At 74.6% G+C, this 20,794-nt stretch carries 16 protein-coding genes and 1 pseudogene; 10 read left to right on the forward strand and 7 right to left on the reverse strand.

The window, feature by feature from the left end:
- Window positions 1–96 precede the first annotated feature (96 nt).
- On the reverse strand, window positions 97–1,407 hold the full coding sequence (locus QUY26_RS34820) for a streptophobe family protein (RefSeq protein ID WP_436840455.1): 1,311 nt from the start codon (window positions 1,405–1,407) through the stop codon (window positions 97–99).
- Window positions 1,408–1,580: 173 nt separating this feature from the next.
- On the opposite strand from QUY26_RS34820, the gene QUY26_RS34825 reads away from it, so the two are divergent.
- From QUY26_RS34825 to QUY26_RS34835, 3 genes are all read left to right on the forward strand, one after another.
- Window positions 1,581–2,813, forward strand: a complete 1,233-nt coding sequence (locus QUY26_RS34825; RefSeq protein WP_289953750.1) for a DUF6777 domain-containing protein — start codon at window positions 1,581–1,583, stop codon at window positions 2,811–2,813.
- 117 nt (window positions 2,814–2,930) lie between these two features.
- Window positions 2,931–4,094, forward strand: a complete 1,164-nt coding sequence (locus QUY26_RS34830; RefSeq protein ID WP_289953752.1) for an exonuclease SbcCD subunit D — start codon at window positions 2,931–2,933, stop codon at window positions 4,092–4,094.
- Entirely contained in the window at window positions 4,091–7,192 is a 3,102-nt protein-coding gene (locus QUY26_RS34835; protein WP_289953753.1) for an AAA family ATPase, read from the forward strand. The genes QUY26_RS34830 and QUY26_RS34835 overlap by 4 nt, the downstream gene beginning before the upstream one ends.
- 246 nt (window positions 7,193–7,438) lie before the next feature.
- Here the strand turns inward: QUY26_RS34835 and QUY26_RS34840 are convergent, their stop codons facing one another.
- Entirely contained in the window at window positions 7,439–7,885 is a 447-nt protein-coding gene (locus QUY26_RS34840) for an Lrp/AsnC family transcriptional regulator (protein WP_289953755.1), read from the reverse strand.
- A 94-nt stretch (window positions 7,886–7,979) separates the two neighbouring features.
- Between QUY26_RS34840 and QUY26_RS34845 the strand changes: the two genes are divergently transcribed.
- A complete protein-coding gene (locus QUY26_RS34845; RefSeq protein ID WP_289953757.1) occupies window positions 7,980–8,558 on the forward strand; it encodes a rhodanese-like domain-containing protein in 579 nt (192 codons plus the stop codon).
- A gap of 226 nt (window positions 8,559–8,784) precedes the next feature.
- Entirely contained in the window at window positions 8,785–9,630 is an 846-nt protein-coding gene (locus tag QUY26_RS34850; protein ID WP_289953759.1) for an SDR family oxidoreductase, read from the forward strand.
- A gap of 81 nt (window positions 9,631–9,711) precedes the next feature.
- Here QUY26_RS34850 and QUY26_RS34855 read toward each other — a convergent pair whose 3' ends face one another.
- Window positions 9,712–11,424: a DUF885 domain-containing protein gene (locus QUY26_RS34855; RefSeq protein WP_289953761.1), complete on the reverse strand. Its 1,713-nt coding sequence runs from the start codon at window positions 11,422–11,424 to the stop codon at window positions 9,712–9,714.
- A 122-nt stretch (window positions 11,425–11,546) separates the two neighbouring features.
- Here QUY26_RS34855 and QUY26_RS34860 point away from each other — a divergent pair, with 122 nt between their 5' ends.
- From QUY26_RS34860 to QUY26_RS41020, 3 genes and pseudogenes are all read left to right on the forward strand, one after another.
- Window positions 11,547–12,131 (forward strand): TetR/AcrR family transcriptional regulator, encoded by a 585-nt coding sequence (locus QUY26_RS34860; RefSeq protein WP_289953763.1) that lies wholly within the window; start codon window positions 11,547–11,549, stop codon window positions 12,129–12,131.
- Between the two features lie 163 nt (window positions 12,132–12,294).
- Window positions 12,295–12,426, forward strand: a pseudogene (locus tag QUY26_RS41015) (NAD(P)-binding domain-containing protein); the annotation flags it as partial.
- 278 nt (window positions 12,427–12,704) lie between these two features.
- Window positions 12,705–12,929: a hypothetical protein gene (locus tag QUY26_RS41020; protein ID WP_354670730.1), complete on the forward strand. Its 225-nt coding sequence runs from the start codon at window positions 12,705–12,707 to the stop codon at window positions 12,927–12,929.
- Between the two features lie 67 nt (window positions 12,930–12,996).
- On the opposite strand, the gene QUY26_RS34870 is transcribed toward QUY26_RS41020, so the two are convergent.
- The 3 genes from QUY26_RS34870 to QUY26_RS34880 form a co-directional block, all read right to left on the reverse strand.
- A complete protein-coding gene (locus QUY26_RS34870) occupies window positions 12,997–14,460 on the reverse strand; it encodes a GNAT family N-acetyltransferase (protein WP_289953766.1) in 1,464 nt (487 codons plus the stop codon).
- A 195-nt stretch (window positions 14,461–14,655) separates the two neighbouring features.
- On the reverse strand, window positions 14,656–16,236 hold the full coding sequence (locus QUY26_RS34875) for an alkaline phosphatase D family protein (protein ID WP_289953770.1): 1,581 nt from the start codon (window positions 16,234–16,236) through the stop codon (window positions 14,656–14,658).
- Window positions 16,237–16,470: 234 nt separating this feature from the next.
- The gene (locus QUY26_RS34880; protein ID WP_289953772.1) at window positions 16,471–17,328 is read right to left on the reverse strand and encodes an alpha/beta fold hydrolase; all 858 of its coding nucleotides are present in this window, start codon (window positions 17,326–17,328) and stop codon (window positions 16,471–16,473) included.
- Between the two features lie 183 nt (window positions 17,329–17,511).
- Here QUY26_RS34880 and QUY26_RS34885 point away from each other — a divergent pair, with 183 nt between their 5' ends.
- Entirely contained in the window at window positions 17,512–18,402 is an 891-nt protein-coding gene (locus QUY26_RS34885) for an RNA polymerase sigma-70 factor (protein WP_289953774.1), read from the forward strand.
- Between the two features lie 289 nt (window positions 18,403–18,691).
- A complete protein-coding gene (locus QUY26_RS34890) occupies window positions 18,692–19,453 on the forward strand; it encodes a GntR family transcriptional regulator (RefSeq protein ID WP_289953775.1) in 762 nt (253 codons plus the stop codon).
- A gap of 151 nt (window positions 19,454–19,604) precedes the next feature.
- On the opposite strand, the gene QUY26_RS34895 is transcribed toward QUY26_RS34890, so the two are convergent.
- Window positions 19,605–20,762 carry an ROK family transcriptional regulator gene (locus QUY26_RS34895; protein ID WP_289956303.1) on the reverse strand — a complete coding sequence of 386 codons (1,158 nt, stop codon included), beginning with the start codon at window positions 20,760–20,762 and terminating at the stop codon, window positions 19,605–19,607.
- Window positions 20,763–20,794: the final 32 nt, after the last annotated feature.

Consider the following 20,794-nt stretch of genomic DNA (forward strand, 5'->3'; position numbering starts at 1 on the left):
CCGTCCGATCCGGGACAGCACCCGTCCGGTCCGGACAGCCCCCGTCGGCATCGGCCAGGGCGCCGAGAGCCCTCCGGCCACGCGCGTCCGTTCCCGTCAGCGTTCGCCGGGGCCCGTGCGCCCCACCTCGCCGCGCCGGTGGACCGGCCGCGCGAGCAAGCCGCCGACGAACCCGGCGACGAGCCCCCAGGCCACGGCGAGCAGCACCGCCGTCCCCAGATGCGGACGCAGCTTCACCAGGCCGGTGAGGCCGCCGCCGAGGTCTCCGATGCCCAGGAGCGACAGGCCCGCGTGGGCGGAGACACCGGCCAGCACGCAGACGGTGAACACCGTCAGGGCCAGTGCCACCGCCATGTGCACGGCGTGCTGCCAGGCCCGCATCCGGGCGGGCGAGCGCGCCGCCATGAGGAACGCGGCCCCCAGCACCATGACCGCCGCGACGACGAGCAGCCACCACACCCGGCCGTCGTGGTCGGAGAGCGTCCGCAGACTCACCTTCGAGTCGCTCGGCGTGCGCAGGACCTGGTCGAGGACGCGCGGCATCGGCAACCCGAACGGCCCGTCCACGCGGCCTTCCCAGGAGGCCCCGAGCCCCAGAGTGAAGGCGAGCCAGAGCAGGTTGGGCAACCCGAGCAGCAGCACCGCGAAGGTCTCGGCCGCGTGGCCCCGCGTCGCCGCCACGACCAGGCCGACGGCGAGCCCGAGGGCGACGTACGCGAGCAGCAGGACCACCATGGCGTGGGCCGCGGGGCGCACCGACTCCTGGAAGCGCACCAGGCGGGCGGGGAGCGGGGCCCCGCGCGCGACGAGCAGCGCCATGGCGAGCACGCCCGCGAGCCACAGCAGCCCGAACAGGACGGTCAGCGGCACATCCGTCTCGAACCCGACCTCGGGCGAGGCCCCCAGCAGATCACCGATGTCGGCCGCGGCCTCGCCCCCGAGGTCGACGGTGAACCGGTGGCGGGCCCCCAGGCCGAGGCCCACGAGGGACAGCACCCACAGCAGCGCGATCCGGGCGGCCCAGCCGGTCAGCTCCTTGGCGTCGGCGACGGCGCGGTGCCGCAGCGGCCGCAGGAACCCGGCGGCGATCACCAGCGCGCCGACGAGGGTGACCGACAGGGGGAGCACGCCGAGAGCCGCGTCCGTCTCGGCGAACGCCCCGGCCCCGCCGGACAGTCCGACGGAGCCGCCGACCGCCATGACGACGACCGCCGCGAGAACGGAGGGGAACGCGCCGTCGGGCAGGTCCCCGGCCCCCGCGGCCCACAGCCCGAGCGCGGCGACGACGGCCATGGCCACCAGCGCGGCGAGTACGGCGACGAAGGCGTGCGGCCAGCCGTGGGGGTCCCGCAGGCTCTGCGGCGCGTGCCCCGTGCCCGCCCGGCCGGGCGGTGTCTGGTGACTCACGTTGTCACGCTAAGCAGCCCCGCGGCGGCGCGCCCCTCGGGAGGGCCGACCGCGTCGGCTTGCGAGCCTCCAGGAATCCGGACACACAATAGGCGCGTAATGCAATAAAACGTATGGAGTAGTCAAAAAGCTGACCAGTTCCGTACGTTTCCCTACGCAGGGAAGAAGTCTTCGTGAGCGTCGAACCGCCCTCGTCAGGCCGCCCCACAGGGCCCCCGTCCGGCCCGCTCTCGGGCCCCTCGCGGCCGGGCGCCACCCAGCAGAGCGGCACCCCGGGCGCGGGCCCGCCCGGATCGACGCCCCCGCCCGGCGGGGACCGGCCCTCGGGACCCCCGAGCGGCCGGGGCCCGGGCGGGGACGGGCCTGGCGACAGGGGAGGGTCCGGCGACGGGGGAGGGGGCGGGCAGGAACCGTCCGGCGGCCCCGGCCAGGGCCCGGCGCCGGACCGCCCCTGGTGGAAGTCGGCGCCGCGCGTGGCGATGATCGGCCTCGCCGTCGTGGCCGCCGTGGTCCTGACCGTCGTCCTCACCCGGCCCGACGGTGCCGAGGACTCCGGCGGCGAGGTGCTCCTGCAGGCCGCGGGGAAGCCGGGCCCCGACCCCTTCACCGAGTCGACCGCCCGGGACGACGGCACTCCGCCGTCCCCGACGGCGCCGGCCGACTCCTCGGCGTCGGCCAACGTGACGCGCGGCATCGACGGCGCCGCCCCCGGCCTCTACGGCGGGACGCGCAAGGTCGGGGCCTGCGACGTGGAGAAGCAGGTCGACGTCCTCGGGAAGGACCCGGCGAAGAACAAGGCGTTCGCCTCGGCCCTCGACATCGACGCGGCCGCCGTCCCCACGTACCTGCGGGCGCTCACGCCCGCGCAGCTGCGCATGGACACCCGCGTCACCAACCACGGCTACCGCGACGGCGCCCCCACCGCCTACCAGGCGGTCCTCCAGGCAGGCACCGCCGTGCTCGTCGACGACCGGGGCGTGCCGCGCGTGCGCTGCGCCTGCGGAAACCCGCTGCTGCCCCCCGTCGCGCAGCAGAGCACCCCGAAGCGGACGGGCGACGCGTGGCCCGGGTACCGCTCGTCGGACGTCGTGTTCGTGGCACCCGCCGCCCACGTCGTGAACGTGTTCGTCATGTACGACCCGAAGAGCGGCGAGTGGTTCGCGCGCGACAAGGGCGACACGGGCGCCGGAGACAAGAAGACACAGCCGCCCGCCGACCAGCCCTCCCCGTCTCCGTCCCTGTCGATGTCCTCGTCGTCCCCGTCCCCTTCGTCGCCCTCGCCCTCGTCCCCCTCGCCGTCCTCCGGTGAGCCGTCCGCGCCGTCGCCCGCCACGGAAGAGGAGCAGCGGCCCGAGTACCGCTCCCCGGAAACGCCGCCGTCGCCAGGGGCGTATCGAGGCCCGTGATCGAGCAGGTGCCCGCAGGCGCTAGCGTGGTGGGTGCTGTCGGCGGGGCCCGTGCCGGGTCGGTCCCCGAGCCGCGGCACCGGAGGGGAGAGCGAGCATGCGGGCCGGAGCGGCGTCTTGAGAATTCTGCACACGTCCGACTGGCATCTGGGCCGGGCGTTCCACCGCGTGAGCATGCTCGACGCCCAGGCCGCGTTCATCGGCCACCTCGTCGCCACCGCGCGTGACCGCGAGGTGGACGCCGTCGTCGTGTCGGGAGACGTGTACGACAGGGCGGTGCCGCCGCTGGCCGCCGTCGAGCTGTTCGACGACGCGCTGCACCGGCTCGCCGACCTCGGCGTACCGACGGTGATGATCTCCGGGAACCACGACTCGGCGCGCCGCCTCGGCGTCGGCGCCGGGCTCATCGGGCGCGCGGGCATCCACCTGCGGACGGACCCGGCGGGCTGCGGGCAGCCCGTGGTGCTCGCCGACGCCCACGGCGACGTGGCGTTCTACGGCCTGCCCTACCTCGAACCGGCCCTGGTCAGGGACGAGTTCGGGGTGCGTGGGGCGGGCCACGAGGCCGTGCTCGGCGCCGCCATGGAGCGGGTGCGCGCCGACCTGGCCGCCCGGACGCCCGGCACCAGGTCCGTCGTCCTCGCCCACGCCTTCGTGACCGGCGGCGAGGCCAGCGACAGCGAGCGGGACATCACGGTCGGCGGGGTGGCGGCCGTGCCCTCCGGGGTCTTCGACGGCGTCGACTACGTGGCGCTCGGCCACCTGCACGGCAGCCAGACCATCAGCGAGCGCGTGCGCTACAGCGGCTCCCCGCTGCCGTACTCCTTCTCGGAGGCGAACCACCGCAAGAGCATGTGGCTCGTCGACCTCGCCGCGGCCGGGGAGATCGAGGCCGAGCGGATCGACTGCCCGGTGCCGCGACCCCTCGCCCGCATCCGGGGAGACATCGAGACACTGCTGCGCGACCCGGACCTCGCCCGCCACGAGGAGGCCTGGGTGGAGGCGACGCTCACCGACCCGGTGCGCCCCGACGACCCCATGGCCCGGCTCTGCGAGCGCTTCCCGCACACCCTCAGCCTCGCCTTCGACCCGGACCGTGCCCCCGAGGACCCGGACGTGTCGTACGCCCAGCGGCTCAAGGGCCGCGACGACCAGCAGATCGCGGAGGACTTCGTGACCCACGTCCGCGGCGCGGGCCCCGACGCGCGCGAGCGGGACGTGCTGCGGGACGCCTTCGACGCCGTCCGCGCCGACGACGTGCTCCGCGAGGTGGCCCGATGAGGCTGCACCGGCTGCGGATCACGGCCTTCGGTCCCTTCGGCACCACCCAGGACATCGACTTCGACGAACTGTCGGCCGCCGGGCTCTTCCTGCTGCACGGCCCGACCGGCGCCGGGAAGACCTCCGTCCTTGACGCCGTCTGCTACGCCCTGTACGGCTCCGTCCCCGGACCGCGCCAGGGCGGCGGCCAGGGCGCGACCCTGCGCAGCGACCACGCCCGCCCGGACACCCGCACGGAGGTGCGCCTCGAACTGACCGTCGCCGGACGCCGGCTGGAGATCACCCGGCAGCCGCCCTGGGAGCGCCCGAAGAAACGCGGCACGGGCACGACGACGGACAAGGCCCAGAGCTGGCTTCGGGAGTACGGCGGCGGGGGCGACGCAGTGTCCGGGGCGGGTGCCGACGTGCCCTCCGGCGCGGTGGGCCCTGCCACCGAGTCGGGCACCGCCGCCGGGTCCGACCGCGCGAGCGGCTGGAAGGACATCAGCCGCTCCCACCAGGAGATCGGCGAGGAGATCAGCCAGCTGCTCGGCATGAGCAAGGAGCAGTTCTGCCAGGTCGTGCTGTTGCCGCAGGGCGACTTCTCCCGCTTCCTGCGCGCGGACGCCGAAGCCCGCGGCAAGCTCCTCGGCAGGCTCTTCGACACCCGCCGGTTCGCCGCCGTCGAGGCGCGCCTCGCCGAGCAGCGGCGCGCGGCGGAGGCGCGGGCGCGCGAGGGCGACGCGGAACTGCTCGCGGACGCGCACCGCATGCAGCAGGCGGCGCGGGCAGGGGGCGAGGGCGCGGAGCTGCCGCTGCCGGACGCCGCCCCCGGCGACCCGGGGCTCGCGGACGCCGTGCTCGCCTGGGCCGCCGTGGCCCGCGCGGGCGCCCGCGAGCGCTTCGACATCGCCCGCAGCGCCCTCGCCCACGCCGAGTCCGCGCACGCCGAGGCGGCCGCCGAGCTCGACGACGTACGCGAACTGGCACGGCTCCAACGGCGGTTCGCCGACGCCACGGAGCGCGCCGCCCGGCTCGACGCGCGCGCCGACGAGCACCGGCAGCTCACCGCCCGCATGGAGCGGGCCCGCAAGGCCGAGACCGTCGCCCCGGCCCTCGCCCTGCGCGCCGACGCCGAGGAGGAACACCACCGCGCCACGGCCGAGGAGGCACGCGCGCGTGCGCACCTCCCCGCCCTGTACGCCGACGAGGGCGCCGCGGGCCTCGCGAGCGCCGCGCGCCGGACCAGCGAGGAGCTCGGCGCCCTCGCCTCCGCCCGCCGCGCAGAGCCGCGCCTGGCCGAACTGACGGCCCAGCGCGCCGACCTGGACCAGCAGGAACGGGCCGACGACGAACTCGTCGCCGAGGCCGGGGACTGGCTCGCCGACTGGGACGCCCGCCGGACCCGGCTGCGCGACGCCGTCGAGGACGCCCAGGACGCCACCGCCCGCACCGAGCACCTGGCGGGACGGCTCCAGCCCGCGCAGGAGAAGCTCGACGCGGCCCGCAGCCGCGACCGCCTCACCCGGGAGGCCGACGCGGCCGAGGAACGCGCCCTCACCGCCCGCGAGCACGCCGGTTCGACCCGCGAGCACTGGCTCGGCCTCAAGGAGCAGCGTCTGGCGGACATCGCCGCCGAACTCGCCGCGAACCTCACGGCCGGAGCCCCCTGCTCCGTCTGCGGCGGCACCGAACACCCCGCCCCCGCGCGCAAGTCCGCGGGCCACGTCGACCGCGCGGCCGAGGAGGCCGCCCTCGCCGCCCACCAGCGCGCGGACGAGGCGCGCGCCGCCGCCGAGCGGGACCTCGCCGCCGTACGGGAGTCGCTCGCCGCCGCCACCGCGGCCGCGTCGGACACGCCGGTCGCCGAACTCGCCGCGGCCGTCGAGGAGTTGCGCGGCGCGTACACCGAGGCCCGCGACCGCGCGTCGCGGCTGCACGCGGCCCGCGAGGCTCTCGCCCAGGCCGAGCGCGAGCACGACCGCCGCGTCACCGCGCAGCAGGAGGCCGCCCGCCGCGTCGACTCGCGTGCCGCCCTGCGGGACGCGATCGCCGCCGAACAGTCCGTCCTGGAGGAGGAGTTGGCCCGTGCGCGCGGCGCCGCCGCGAGTGTCGCCCAGCGCGCGTCGCAACTGGAGCGCCAGGCCGCACTCCTCACCGCCGCCGCCGATGCCGCACGCGCCGCGGACGAGTCCGCGCAGCGCCTCAAGGACGCCGACGCCCGGCTCGCCGACGCCGCCTACCGCGCCGGGTTCGACACCCCGGCCGCCGCGTCGGCGGCCCTCATCGACGACTTCGGCCACCGCGAGCTCCAGCACCGCATCGACGCCTGGCAGCACGAGCAGGCCGCTGTCCGCGCCCTGCTCGCCGAGCCCGACACGGCCGCCGCGGCGCAGCAGCCCCCGGCGCAGCTCGCCGCCGCCGAGTCCGCTGCGGAGAGGGCCGCCGCCCGCGTGCGCACCGCCGCGTCGGCGTTGGACGCCGCCGCCCGCCGTCGCTCCGAGCTCGACCGGCTCTCCGCCCGCTCGGCCGCCGCCGCGCGGCGGCTCGCCCCGCTGCGCGAGACGCACGACCGGGTGGCGCGCCTCGCCACGCTCGCGGCCGGCACCTCCGCCGACAACGAACGCCGGATGCGCCTGGAGTCGTACGTCCTCGCGGCCCGCCTCGAACAGGTCGCCGCCGCGGCGACGGCGCGCCTGCAGCGCATGTCGTCGGGCCGCTACACCCTGGTCCACTCCGACGACCGCACAGGGCGCGGCCGTTCGGGCCTCGGGCTGCACGTGGTCGACGCGTGGACGGGCCGCGAGCGCGACGCGAGCACCCTCTCCGGCGGCGAGACCTTCTTCGCCTCCCTCGCCCTCGCCCTCGGCCTCGCGGACGTCGTCACGGACGAGGCGGGCGGCGTGCGCCTGGACACCCTCTTCGTCGACGAGGGCTTCGGCTCCCTCGACGACCAGACGCTCGACGAGGTCCTCGACGTCCTGGACGCCCTGCGCGAGCGGGACCGCAGCGTGGGCATCGTCAGCCACGTCGCGGACCTGCGGCGCCGGGTGCACGCGCAGCTGGAGGTCGTGAAGGGCAGGGCGGGGTCGGTGGTGCGGCAGCACGGCGCGGGCTGAAGGGCCGGGGCTGAAGTGCGGTGCTGAAGCGGCCGTGCCCAGGAGCCGTGCGGGAAGGGCGTCGCTGAGGGGCGGTACGGAAGGGGCGGCGCTGAGGAGCGGCCGTCAGTTCCGGTCGCCGGACCACAGGGACACCGGCAGCGGCCTGCCCGTCTCCGTGTCGGTGTTCACCCCTCCATCACGCAAGCACGAGCCTGCACGTCAAACAGGTGGGTGCCCCTCGGGGCGGCTTGCCGTGCCCGTGCCTCACTGGCCGAGGGGCCGCCTGGTCAGCGGAGAGGAGTAGACGACGCTCGTCGTCACCGAGCCGAGGGCGCCGATCTTGCCGGAGACCTCCTCCAGGTGCCGCATCGAGCGCGCGGTGACCTTGATGACGAAGCAGTCGTCGCCCGTGACGTGATGCGCCTCCAGGATCTCCGGCGTCGCCTCGACCAGGTCGTGGAACGGCTTGTAGTTGCCGTTCGGATAGCGGAGCCGTACGAACGCGAGCACCGGCAAGCCGAGCCGTTCCGGGTCGACCACGGCCGCGTAGCCCTGGATCACTCCGGCCTCCTCCAGGCGCCGCACGCGCTCGGTGACCGCGCTCGGGGACATGGCGACGGCGCGCGCGAGCTCCGCGTAACTGGCCCGGCCCTGCCGTTGGAGGACGTCGAGGATGCGCCAGTCGGTGGCGTCCGTGGAATATGCGGTCATGTCCGAGAGGAAACAGGGAAAACCCCGGCTGATCAAGAGGTGGACCGGGATTCGCCCCTTCAGGACAGCGGGCCCCGGCCATAGATTTCTGGCCATGCACCACACCACTTCCGCACACCTCACGAACGCCCCGACCAGCACGAAGCCCGCAACGAGCGGGGACGGCGCGACCGGCACGGACAGCGCGAACCCCGCCGCCGCGAACGCCCTCGCGAACGCCGTCCTGCGCGTCCCCCCGGCCGCCCCCGCCGCGGCAGCCGCCTACTTCGGCGCGAGCCTCGCCTTCCACGCGGACGTGTCCGACGTCGCCGCCGCGCTCGCCGCCGACGGCGACCCCGGCTTCGTCGTCCTCGACTCCCGCTCCACCGCCGCCTGGGACCAGGGCCACGTCCCCGGCGCCGTCCACCTGCCGACCGCGCTCATCCCGAGCCAGGCCGAGCAGCTCCTGGACACGTCGGTCCCGGTCGTCACGTACTGCTGGGGCCCCGGCTGCAACGGCGCGACCCGCGCCGCCCTGGCCCTGGCCCAGCTGGGCTTCCAGGTCAAGGAGATGCTGGGCGGCTTCGAGTACTGGGCTCGTGAGGGCTTCGCGTACGAGACCTGGGAGGGCACCGAGCGGCGCGCCGCCGACCCGCTGACGGCCCCCGCCGACGGCGCGGACTGCGGCTGCTGAGCCGGGCGGGAGCGGCCCCGCAGGGCGGGGCCGGGCCTTGTCCCGCATCGGCTGCACCCGCATCGGCTGCACGAGGTCCGCCCGTCACTGGGGCGACGGGGCGGACCCGACCTCGCTCCAGTACTCGCGGCCCGCCACGATCTGCCCGTGCCGCTGACAACGGGCCTTCGGCCACGCGCCGTTAATCACGTGCGCCCACGGGCGCGGGCCCTCATCATGATCTGTCATGCCCAAGCTTCCCCAGCCCACCGCCGCCGAACTCCGCCGCGACCCGCTGCCGCTGCGCGGGCGCACCGCCCTCGTCACCGGCGCGAGCCGTCGCGGGGGCATCGGCTACGCCATCGCCCGCCGCCTCGCCGCGTACGGGGCGAGCGTCTATCTGCACCACCACGTCCCGCACGACGCCGAGATGCCCTGGGGCGCCGACCGGCCGGAGGATGTCGCCGCCTCCGTGCGCGAGGCGCTGGCCGACCCGGACGCCCGGGTCGTGCACGGCCCCGCCGACCTCGCCGACGCCGACGCGCCCGCCGCCCTCGTCGCCACGGCCGCCGAGGCGCTCGGCGGGCGCCTGGACATCCTCGTCGCCAACCACGCCCGCAGCGGCATGGACGGCACCCTCGACGAGATCGACGCGTCCATGCTCGACGTGCACTGGGCGGTCGACACCCGCTCGGTGATCCTGCTCGTGCAGGCGTACGCACGGCTGCGCGCCGGGCTCGCGCCGCGCACGCCCGGCGGCCGCGTCATGATGATGACGTCCGGCCAGGACAACGCGGGCGGCATGCCGGGCGAGATCGCGTACGGCCTGCAGAAGGGCGCGCTGGCCTCGGCCACGCGGTCGCTCGCGACGACGCTCGCCGAACTCGCCGTCACGGTGAACACCGTCAATCCCGGCCCCGTGGACACGGACTACATGACGGGCGACGCGTACGACGCCATCGCCGCCCTCTTCCCGGCGGGCCGCTGGGGCATGCCCGACGACCCGGCCCGTCTCATCGCGTGGCTCGCGACGGACGAGGCCGAGTGGATCACGGGGCAGGTCATCCACTCCGAGGGCGGCATCCGGCAGTGACGGCGGGCCCCGGACCGAAGCCGGCCCGGGGCCGGACAGCGGGACGGGGCGGGAGCCGCGCGGGCCCCCGCCCCACCCGTCTCACAGCGCCGAGAGCTCGTCCACCAGATCGTCGAGCCCGAGCGACCCCTGTGACAGCGCCGCCATGTGCCACGCCTTCGCGTCGAACGCGTCCCCGTGCCGGCGGCGCGCGTTCTCGCGGCCGAGCAGCCAGGCCCGTTCGCCGAGCTTGTAGCCGATGGCCTGGCCGGGGATCGTCAGATAGCGGGTCATCTCGCTCTCGACGAAGTCCGCGGGCCGACTGCAGTGCGATCCGTAGAACTCCTGGGCCAGCTCGGGGGTCCAGCGCTCGCCGGGGTGGAACGGGGAGTCCGCGGGGATCTCCAGCTCCAGGTGCATGCCGATGTCGACGATCACCCGCAGCGCGCGCATCATCTGCGCGTCCAGGTAGCCGAGGCGCCGCTCGGGGTCGGTGAGGAAGCCGAGCTCGTCCATCAGGCGCTCCGCGTACAGCGCCCAGCCCTCCGCGTTGGCGCTGACGATGCCCACGGTCGCCTGGTAGCGGGACAGGTCGTCGGCGACGTGCGCCCACTGCGCGAGCTGCAGATGGTGGCCGGGAACGCCCTCGTGGTACCAGGTGGACACCAGGTCGTACACCGGGAAGCGGGTCTCGCCCATGGTGGGCAGCCAGGTCCGGCCGGGGCGCGAGAAGTCCTCCGACGGCCCGGTGTAGTACGGGGCCGCGGCGCCGCCGGGCGGGGCGATCCGGGACTCCACCTTCCGCACCCGCTCGGCGAGTTCGAAGTGCGTGCCGTCCAGCGCCTCGATCGCCTCGTCCATGAGGTCCTGCAGCCACTGCCTGACCTCGTCCACCCCGTCGATGTGCGCGCCGTGCTCGTCGACGTGCGCGAGCGCCACCCACGGTGTGGCCGCGCCCGGCAGGATCTTCTCGGCCTCGGCGCGCATCTCGCCGAGCAGCCGGTGGTACTCGGCCCAGCCGTACGCGTACGCCTCGTCCAGGTCCAGGTCCGTGCCGTTGAAGTGGCGGGAGAGGCGGGCGTAGCGCTCGCGGCCCACGACGTCGGGCGCGCCCTCGATCGCGGGCGCGTACACGTCGCGCATCCAGTCGCGCAGCGCCACGACCGCACCGGTCGCCGCCTTGGCCGCGGAGTCGAGCTCGCTCCGCAGCGCCTGCGGCCCGTCCGCCGCGAACTCCTCGTACCAGCCGGGCCCGCCATCGGCGCCCGCCCACTGCGTCAGCTGCTCGATGAACGTCGCCGTCGGCCGGGGCGCGGCGAACAGCTTGCGCTCCAGGCCGAGTTCGAGGGAGGCGCGGTAGCCCTCGTACGCGCCGGGCACCGCCCGCAGCCGCTCGGCGATCGCCGCCCAGTCCTCCTCGGTGTCCATCGGCGTCACCGTGAAGATCTCCCGGACCGCGTGCGGGGCGGTGTGCAGATTGCCGACGGCGCGCAGGCCCTCGTCGGCGTCGTGCACGGCCAGCTCCGCCGTGAGCCGCTCGCGCAGCAGCCGCGCGCACCGCCGCTCCACGCCGGTGTCGGCGCCCGGGCGTGCCTCGGCCTCGTCGAGCCGCGCCAGCGTCGTGCGCGCGAGCGCCGCGAGGGCGTCGAGGCCCGCGGGGGAGAGGTCGGGGAGTCTGCTGTTGCTCTCCTTGACGCCGAGGTAGGTGCCGGTGACGGGGTCCAGGGCGATGAGCTCGTCGACGTAGGTGTCGGCGACCTCGCGGGGCAGCGGTCCTGAGCCCGCGGGCGTGGGGGTGATGTTCGTGTCTGACATGCGGACATCCTGGTACGGGACAGGGCCGCACGTCACTGGCGCGTGGGCTCCGCTCGGGGCGCGGCGGCGGCCATCCACTCATTGTTTGACCGATCGTTCCAGTTGAGGCTAGCGTCTGCCGCATGGCGAGGACCAAGGAATTCGACCCCGACGCCGCGCTCAGGGCCGCGCTCGACCTGTTCTGGAGTCGTGGCTACGAGGCGACGTCCATGGCGGACCTCGTCGAACACCTCGGCATCGGCCGCGCCAGCATCTACGCGACCTTCGGCAACAAGCGTGAGCTGTACCTGAAGGCCATGGACCGTTATACGGAGCTGAACGACCCGCTGCTGCTCGACGAGCTCTCCCGGCCCGGCCCCGCGCTCCCGGGGGTGCGCGCCCTGCTCGCCCGGTTCGTGGCCGAGTCGTCCGCGCCCGGTACCGGGCGCGCGGGCTGCTTCGTCACCAACACGGCGGTGGAACTGGCCCCGCACGACCCCGCGGCCGACCGCAGGGTCGAGCTGAACTGGGAGCAGATCGAGACCCTGCTGCACGCCGCGCTCACCCGCGCGCGGGCCCAGGGGGAGATCCCTGAGGACCGCGATCCGCGCGCCCTCGCCCGCATGCTGCTCGTGCTGCTCCAGGGGATGCGGGTGGTCGGCAAGGTCTCCGGCGGCGAGGCCCGCGTGCGGGCGGCGGCTCAACAGGCGCTGTCGCTCCTGGAATAGGCGCTCACGGGCCGGCCCCGGACGACCGCCGGCCCCGCCCCCGACCCGGACGACCGCCGGCCCCGCCTCTCCCCGCCCTGGTGCCCGTTGCCCGGCGGTGGATTCCCATGCCTCAATAACGGAACGATCGGTCAATTATGTCATCTCTTCGGGGAGGGCGCACATGGCGCAGAACAAGGTCGCCGTACTCGGCACCGGGACCATCGGCGCGCCCGTGGCGCGCCGTCTGCGGGCGCACTTCGCGGTGCGCGTCTGGAACAGGACCCGTGCCAGGGCGGAGCCCTTGGCCGCTCACGAAGGCATCGAGGTGTGCGCCACCCCGGCCGACGCGATCGGCTCGCGCACGGTCTGGGTCTCCGACGAGGCGGGCGCGGCAAGCCGCCTCGAACTCGCTCTGAACAGCCTCGTGTTCGCCCTCACGCACGGAACCGCCGAAAGCCTCGCCCTGGCGGAGGCGTTGGGCGTGGATCCGGCGCTCGTCGTCGACGCGGTCGCGGGCGGCCCCTGGGCAGCCCGTTCTTCCAGGCCGAGGCCGCCGCGATCCGCGCGGGTGACTACGCGGCCGGCTTCACCGTGGACAACTCCGTCAAGGACGCGGAACCCGTCGTGGCGGCGGCGGAGTCGGCCGGGGCGGCCGCCGACCTCGGCGCCGCCGGACTCGCCCGGTTCCGGCGCACGGCCGACGCCGGGCACGGCGACAAGGACATGCCGCCTCGTACCTCGTGGCCCGGACCGGCTCGGGGCGGGACCCGGGCGCACGGGCCTGAGGGCTCCCTACGGCGGACGCCCGCGCCCTGACCGCGCGAGGCGGAGGGTGCGGGCGTCCTGTCCGGTCGCGGCCAGAGCGTGTGGGCGGCCCTGGGCGCTACTGGTGGCTGTCGTACGGCAGCTGCGAGCGCACGGGGGTCGCGTCGAGGCGGGCGGTGATGACCAGCGTGCCCTCCTCGATCTGGAAGTCCAGCGGGAGGCGCAGGCCGCGCATCGCGGCGACCATGCCGGTGTTGGACGACTGCGTGACCGCGTACACGCTCTCGCAGCCCGCCTCGATCGCCATCGTGACCAGGCGGCCGAGCAGTTCGCCGCCGACGCCGCGGCGCTGCCAGTCGTCCTCGACGAGCAGCGCGATCTCCGTCTCGTCGCCGTCCCAGAGCAGATGGCCGAGGCCGACGACGCGGCCGGACGCGGTGCGCGCGGCGAGCGTGCGGCCGAAGCGCGGGCTCAGGAGGTGGGTGAGATAGCGGTCGGCGTCGTTGACCGGGCCGTGGTACCGCATGCCGAGGGTGCGCTGGGAGCAGCGCTCGTGCATGTCCTTGGCGGCCCGGAGGTCGCCCGTGTCGGCTCGGCTCACCGTGATGTCGCTGCCCTCGGGGAGCGTGAGCACGTCCTGGCCGCCCGGGACGCGCGGACCGAGCCGGGCGTCCAGCTCCACGAGCGCCCGCGCGCGGGCGAACTCCGTGGGGGTGAACGGGAGATAGGGCCGCTCGACCGTGATCACTCCGCCTTCGGGGCCCCGCAGCCGCAGCACGGTCCCGTCCAGGACGCCCTCGACGGGCGCCGCCTCCTCCAGGGCGCGCTCCGTCCGCCCCGGCCCCGCGGGCAGGAAGCGGATGGTGCACCGGCCCAGCAACTGGCGCAGCGCGAGCGGCAGTTCCGCCGTGTCCAGGGCCGTGCGCGTGGCCAGGCCCAGGATCCGGGTCGGGGCGTCCACGAGGTCGTGGGCGTCGGCCCGCTCGACCCAGGTGCTCGATCCGCCCGCGCGGGAGACCGTGCGGGTGAGGTCGGCCGCGGGCAGCGCCGCCGGGGCCCGCAGCAGGAACTCGTCGACCGTGCCGTCGGCCAGCGGGTGGGTCTGCAGGCTCAGGATGTCGACGCTGTCCCGCGCGAGGGCCGTGCACAGCGCGGCGAGCGAGCCGGGGGCGTCGCGCACGGTCGTGCGCAGCCGCCACAGGACCGTCGGCCCGGGCCGCGGACCGGCCGACGCGTCGGCGCCCTGCGGTGCGGTCGTGGCCGTCGGCGCCCCGGCGGTCGTGGCGTCGCCGGCGTCCCCGGTCCCCGCCTGGGCCGGGAGCGGCGGGGTGCCCGTATCGGACCCTTCCGCGCCTGGCGGCGCGTGCGTGTGGCGCCGTGCCCACCATGTGTGGAACCCGGCCGTGGCCGCCAGGACCACGGCCGACACGAGGAGCAGCTCGGGCCCGTCCGGGCCGTGCCCCACGAGATTGGCCGCCGCGTCCGCCACGGCCACGGCCGTGAACAGCGCGGCGAGTTCGACGACGTCCCGGCGCCAGTGGTGCACCGGCCTGCCGTGCCTCTTGCGTGTCACATCAGACATGTCAGCACTCATGCAGTCACTCTGGCCGAAGGGTGTTGCGTGATCACGAACGGTTTGTGACTGATGGGTTAAGAGCGGTTCTGTCCGTTTCATTACTTTTTGCCCACCCCGGTTGTCCGTTGCTGTCCCCCGTATGCCCGCAACGGTCCGCGCGGGTGCCGACCGGACGTGGCCGGTCCGCACCCGCGCGGGTCGTCACTGGCCCACGCGTCCCGGCTGCAGCACCTTGGTGAAGAGCACGCCTCCGCCCTGCTGCCGCAGTCGCACCGTCAACTCGCCGCTGTCGCCGTCGATGTCCACCTCTCCGTAGTAGGGCGGTGTCTCCGCCGGCGATGTGTTGGCACGGTCCGGCGCCTTGACGAACGTCTGGTCCGGGCCGAAGGTTCCATCGAGTTTCACGGCCGGGAAACCGCCCGCGGCGAGCGGCCCGGACACGAACTCCCAGAACGGCGCGAAGTCCTTGAAGGCGGCGCGCGAGGGGTCGTAGTGCTGCGCCGAGGTGTAGTGCACGTCGGCCGTCAGCCACACCGTGCCCGTGATCCGCCGGTGCTTGATGTGCCGAAGGAGTTCGGCGATCTGCAGCTCACGGCCGAGCGGCGCGCCCGGGTCGCCCTGCGCGACGGCCTCGAAGTTCGTCTGGCCGTCCGCGACCACCAGGCCCAGCGGCATGTCGGAGGCGATGACCTTCCACACCGCGCGCGAGCGCGACAGCTCCCGCTTCAGCCACGCGAGCTGTTCGGCGCCCAGGATGCCGGTGGCGTCCTCGGGCTGCCGGTTCGGCGAGTTGGCGTTGCGGTACGTGCGCATGTCGAGCACGAACACGTCCAGGAGCGGCCCGTGCCTGAGCACGCGGTACACCCGTCCCTCGCGGTCCCCGGGGCGCTGCGTGGAGATCGGGTAGTACTCGCTGAACGCCCGCAGCGAACGCCCCGCGAGGACGTCGACGTCCTTCTCCGTGTAGCGCGGGTCCTCCAGGATCTGCCCCGGGTACCAGTTGTTGCGCACCTCGTGGTCGTCCCACTGCACGATGGAGGGCACCTGGGCGTTGAACCGGCGCAGGTGCTCGTCGAGCAGGTTGTACCGGAAGTTGCCGCGGAACTCCGCGAGGGTCTCGGCGACCTTCGACTTCTCCGGAGTGGTGATGTTCTTCCACACCCGGCCGTCGGGCAGCTTGACGCTCGCCTGGATGGGGCCGTCGGCGTAGATGTTGTCGCCGCTGCACAGGAAGAAGTCGGGGTTGCGGCCGCGCATCTCCTCGTACACCCGCCAGCCGCCGAGCTCCGGGTTGATGCCCCAGCCCTGGCCCGCGATGTCCCCCGACCACAGGAAGCGCACGTCGTCCCGGCGTCTGAGCGAGGTCGTGCGGAACGTGCCGGTCACCGGTTTTCCCGTGCGGCGCGGGTCGTCGGGGTCGGCCAGGAGCACGCGGTAGTGGATCTGCTCACCGGAGGGCAGCCCGCGAAGCCGCGTCGTACCGGTGAAGTCGGTGCGGGGGCCGAGCAGCGGGCCGTGCCAGCGCGTCGGCCGCCGGAACGACTCCGTGGCGGACGTCTCCACGATCATGCGGGCGGGCCGGTCGGAGCGCACCCACACGAGCCCCGAGTGCGCGCCCACGTCACCGGCCTGCACCCCCCAGTCGGCGCTCGGGCGCCCCCGCAGGGCCAGCGCCGGGGCCGCGCCGGACAGCGCGGGCACGGCGAGCGCCGCGGGCACGACGAGCGAACCACGCAGCAGGCTGCGGCGGCGCGGGGACGGGCTCGGCGGACGGTGTGACATGAAGACGCCTCCAGGGACGGCGAATCGATCGGATGTGCAGTGCCACGTGTACTGCTGCGCCACGGCGCCCACGCGAACCACAAGTGAACAACCGCCCATGGGGCGAGGGGAACAGCCGCGCCGGACACCGGTTTCACGCGTGCCGAGCACCGCCACCCGGTGCTCAGCGCGCGCGTGGTCCGGCTCCCGAGGTCCCTGAGCCTCGGGAGGCCTTCGGCCCCCGCCCTGTCGAGGTCAGCGGCTGGTGTCGAGGATGACCCGCGCCACCCGGGCCGGGTCGTCGTGCATCGGGACGTGTCCGCACCCGGGCAGCCGCACGAGCCGGGCCCCGGGGATGGCGTGCTTGGCCCGGATGCCCTGGCGGCGCAGCAGCAGCCGGTCGCGGGTGCCCCAGGCCACGGTGACCGGCAGCTCCGGCACGTCGTCACGGAAGCGCACGTCCCGCCCGGCGGCCAGCGTCTCGTGGAAGCCGGTTGCCTCGCGCAGCGCCAGCGTCTCCGCGACCACCGCCGCCGGCGAACGGTGGCCGGGGTGGGCGTAGATGGTGCTGGTGAGCGCGGTCCTACCGACCGCGCTCCGGGAGAGGCGCTCGATCATCGGCAGGGGCATGCGGCGCGCGATCCCGTGCATGGCGCGCAGCGTCGAGAAGGCGTACCGGCGCTCCGCCTCGCTCCAGAACCCGGCGGGGGACAGGGCGGTGACGGACCGTACGAGCTTCTCCCGGCCCAGTTCGAGCGCGAGCAGCCCGCCCAGCGAGTTGCCCGCCACATGCGGCCGTTCGACGCCCAGGGCCTCGCACAGGGCGTGCAGCGTGGGCACCACCGTCGACAGGCCGTACGCGAGTCCGTCCGGCAGCGCCGGGGAGGCGCCGAAGCCGGGCAGGTCCACGGCGATCACGTCCCGCTCGGCCGCGAGGATGCCGATGACGGGGTCCCAGGCCTGGCGGTGGTGGCCGATGCCGTGCAGCAGAAGCAGCGGCGCCCCGGTGCCCGAGCGCTGGTAGGAGACCGTCACCGAGCGCGGCCCGCGGGGCGAATCGACGCTGAACGACACCTCTGCGGCCTCTGCGGCCCCTGCCACCCGTGCGGCCATGACTGCTCCTGACTTAGACACCTTGTCAGCAACAATTACCGCTCAGTAGCGTCGACTTCAAGGGTGCGGCGTCACCCACTTGCCGCCGGGTCCGGTGCCGGGTCCGCCGGGGGCCCGGTGTGATCCTCGTCGGCTTGGCCGACGGAGGTGGACACCAGCAGATCCGTCGGCTGGGATGGAGTCGTGGCTACCGATATCGCGACCGACGTCTTCGAAGAGCACCGACCTGTCCTCATGGGCGTCGCCTACCGCATGCTCGGACGCGTGGCCGACGCCGAGGACGTCGTCCAGGACGCCTGGCTGCGCTGGTCCGCGGGCGGACGCGAGGACGTGCGCGAACCGCGCGCCTACCTGGTGCGGATCACCACCCGCCTCGCCATCGACCGGCTGCGTCACGCGCAGTCGCGCCGCGAGGCGTACGTCGGGCCCTGGCTGCCCGAGCCACTGGTCACCGACTTCGGGCCGACCGTGCCCGACACCGCGGAGAAGGCCGTGCTCGCCGACTCCGTCTCGCTCGCCGTGCTCGTCGTCCTGGAGTCCCTGTCGCCGCTGGAGCGCGCGGTGTTCGTCCTGCGCGAGGCCTTCGGTTTCCCGTACGCGGAGATCGCCGAGACGCTCGACCGCAGCGAGGCCGCCGTGCGCCAGCTCGCCGGGCGCGCCCGCAAGCACGTCGAGGAGGGGCGCCCCCGCTTCGAGGTGGACCCGGCCGAGCGCCGCGACCTCACCGAGCGCTTCCTCGCCGCCGCCGTGGACGGCGACCTGGACGGGCTGATGTCCGTGCTCGCGCCGGACGTCGACCTGGTGGGCGACAGCGGCGGCAAGGTCCGCGCGCCCCTGCGGGTCGTGGAGTCCGCCGACAAGGTGGGCCGCTTCATCGTGGGCGCGGCACGCAAGGGCCTCGCGGAGCACACCGACTTCGAGATCCGCCACCTGGAGATCAACGGCGTCGAGTCCGTCCTCTTCGTCGCCGACGGCAAGCCCGACAGCGTCATCCAGCTGGAGATCTCCGACGGACGCATCCAGCGCGTGTACATCGTGCGGAATCCGGACAAGCTCGGGGGGCTCGCCGCCTAGCGCCCCGACCCGCGCGAAACAGCCCCCGCCCGTGCACCGGGCGGGGGCTGCGCCGTGTGCGCGCCCGGTGGCGACGTATCGGATTGCGTCACGCCCGCACGTCAGGTGTCGACCACGCGCGAACAGCACGTGAATGCTCTGTGGCACCACTTCACTGCGGGCTGTAACGGACTCAGGATTGGTCTTGACCAAGGGTGAGCGCGGCTCTATCGTCGCTGAGATAGTGCAGGAACCTTTAATAAACAAGGCGCGAAAAAGCCGCCTGCGCACGGCGATTGCGGAGGACAGGGTGGGGACCACGCAGCTGGAATCGGTGCCGGAGCCGAAGTACTGGCACCTCAAGACCGTGCTCAGCGAAGCACTGGACTCCGAGTTCGCCGTGGGCGAGATCCTGCCCAACGAACGCGACCTCGCCGCCCGGTTCGGCGTCGCCCGCGCGACGCTCCGCCAGGCACTGGAGCAGTTGGAGCTGGAGGGACGCCTGCAGCGCCGCCGCGGCGTCGGCACGACCGTCGCGCCGCCCCGCATGGGTGTCGCCGTCGGCTCCGCCCAGGGCACCTGGCCCGGCGCGGCCGGGGACGCCTGGCAGCCCGCGGACAGCGAGCTCGCGCCCGCGCCCGCCGAGGTGGCCCGCGCCCTCGACATCGACCCGGACGAGCCGGTGCACACGGTGCGCCGCACCCGCGTCTCCCACGGCCAGCCCGTGGCCGCCGAACTGCTGTACGTCCCGGCGGGATCGGTCCCCGACCTCTCCGCGATCGACGCCCCCGCGGGCGCGGCACGCGCGCGTGCGGTGCTGCGCGAGCTCGGCCGCCTCGCCCTGGAGGGCCAGGACCGCTCCGTCGAGCTCGGCTCCGCCCGCGCGGACGACGCCAAGGCCCTGGACCGCCTGCCCGGCGCCCCGGTCCTGGTCGTCACCACGCGCTTCCTCGCTGACGGGCGCACGGCGGCGCTCTCCATGGCGACGTACCGCGCGGACACCTGCCGCCTCACCTTCGGCGACCAGGGCGCGGTCGAGATCCACCACGGGCCGGAGCAGCAGGCTTCCTGAGCGCCAGGAGGCAGCAGGAGGCAGCAGGACGTGCGAAGGCGGGGCCGTCCCCTCGATACCGTCGAGGGGACGGCCCCGCCTTCTGCTTCCGTGCGACCGCTGTCCGGTGCCGCCCGTGCCTACGGGCGGCACCTGAACGCCACCGCCCGCCCTACTGCCGCGCGGTCACCGTGCCCTCCACCGCGAACAGCTCCTCCTCCACGTGGTCCAGCGCGAGCCGCAGCGCGCCCGTGGCCACCGCCGCCTCGCCGAGCATCGACAGCGTCACCCGGGGCGGCCTGAGGCAGTAGCGGGCCAGCTCCTGGTGGAGCGGCTCAAGGACGCCGTCGAGGCCCGCGGCCCAGCCGCCCACCACGACCAGCTCCGGGTCGAGCGCGAGGACCAGCGCGGCCACGTCGTGCACCAGACGGCGGATGAAGCGGTCGACCGCCGCCAGCGCCCGCTCGTCGCCCTCACGCGCGTGCGCGAAGACCTCCGCGACCGCCTGCTCGTCCAGCGGGTGCAGCGGCTCGTCCGTGGTCGACAGCAGCGTCTCCGGCGTCACCTCCCGGCCCAGCAGGTGCAGCGCGCCGATCTCGCCGGCCGCCCCGCCGTACCCCCGGTGCAGCCGCCCGCCGATCAGCGAACCGGCACCGGGGCTCAGCCCGGCCAGGACGAACACCACGTCGTCGGACTCCGTCGCCGCGCCCTTCCAGTGCTCGGCGACCGCCGCAGCGTTCGCGTCGTTCTCCACCAGGACCGGACACTTGAAGGAACGCCGCAGCCGCTCGCCCAACGGCAGGCCCGTCCAGCCCGGCAGCGCCGTGCTCAGCCGCACCGAACCGTCGGCCTCCACGATCCCCGGACTGCCGACGCCCACGGCGCGCAGCGAGCCGCGCGAGACGCCCGCGCGGCGCAGCAGATCGGCGACGGAGCCGCGCACCCGCTCCAGACGCTCGTCGGCGGACGCCGTCTCCGACACGTCCTTCGCCGCCGTCCCGAGGATCTTGCCGTCGAGGTCGGACAGCACGGCGGCGACACGGTGCGGACCGATCTCAAGACCGAGCAGATGTCCCGCCTCCGCCCGGAACCGGAACTTCCGCGCCGGTCGGCCCTGCCGCCTCGCACCCCCCTCGTCCGCGTCCGTCTCCACGACGAGCCCGGCCTCGCTGAGCCCCTCGACCACGCCCTCGACGGTCGGCCGGGAAAGCCCCGTCACCCGGGTGATCTCGGTGAGTGTCGCGAAGTCCGCCGCACGCAGCGCGTGCAGCACCACCGCGGAGTTGATCCGCCGTAGCAGAGAAGGATCTCCGCCGGTCAGCCGCCCCAACGTCCGTCCTTCCATCCCATGCGCATGATGGG

It is taken from the genome of Streptomyces flavofungini (assembly GCF_030388665.1).
Lineage (GTDB): Bacteria > Actinomycetota > Actinomycetes > Streptomycetales > Streptomycetaceae > Streptomyces > Streptomyces flavofungini_A.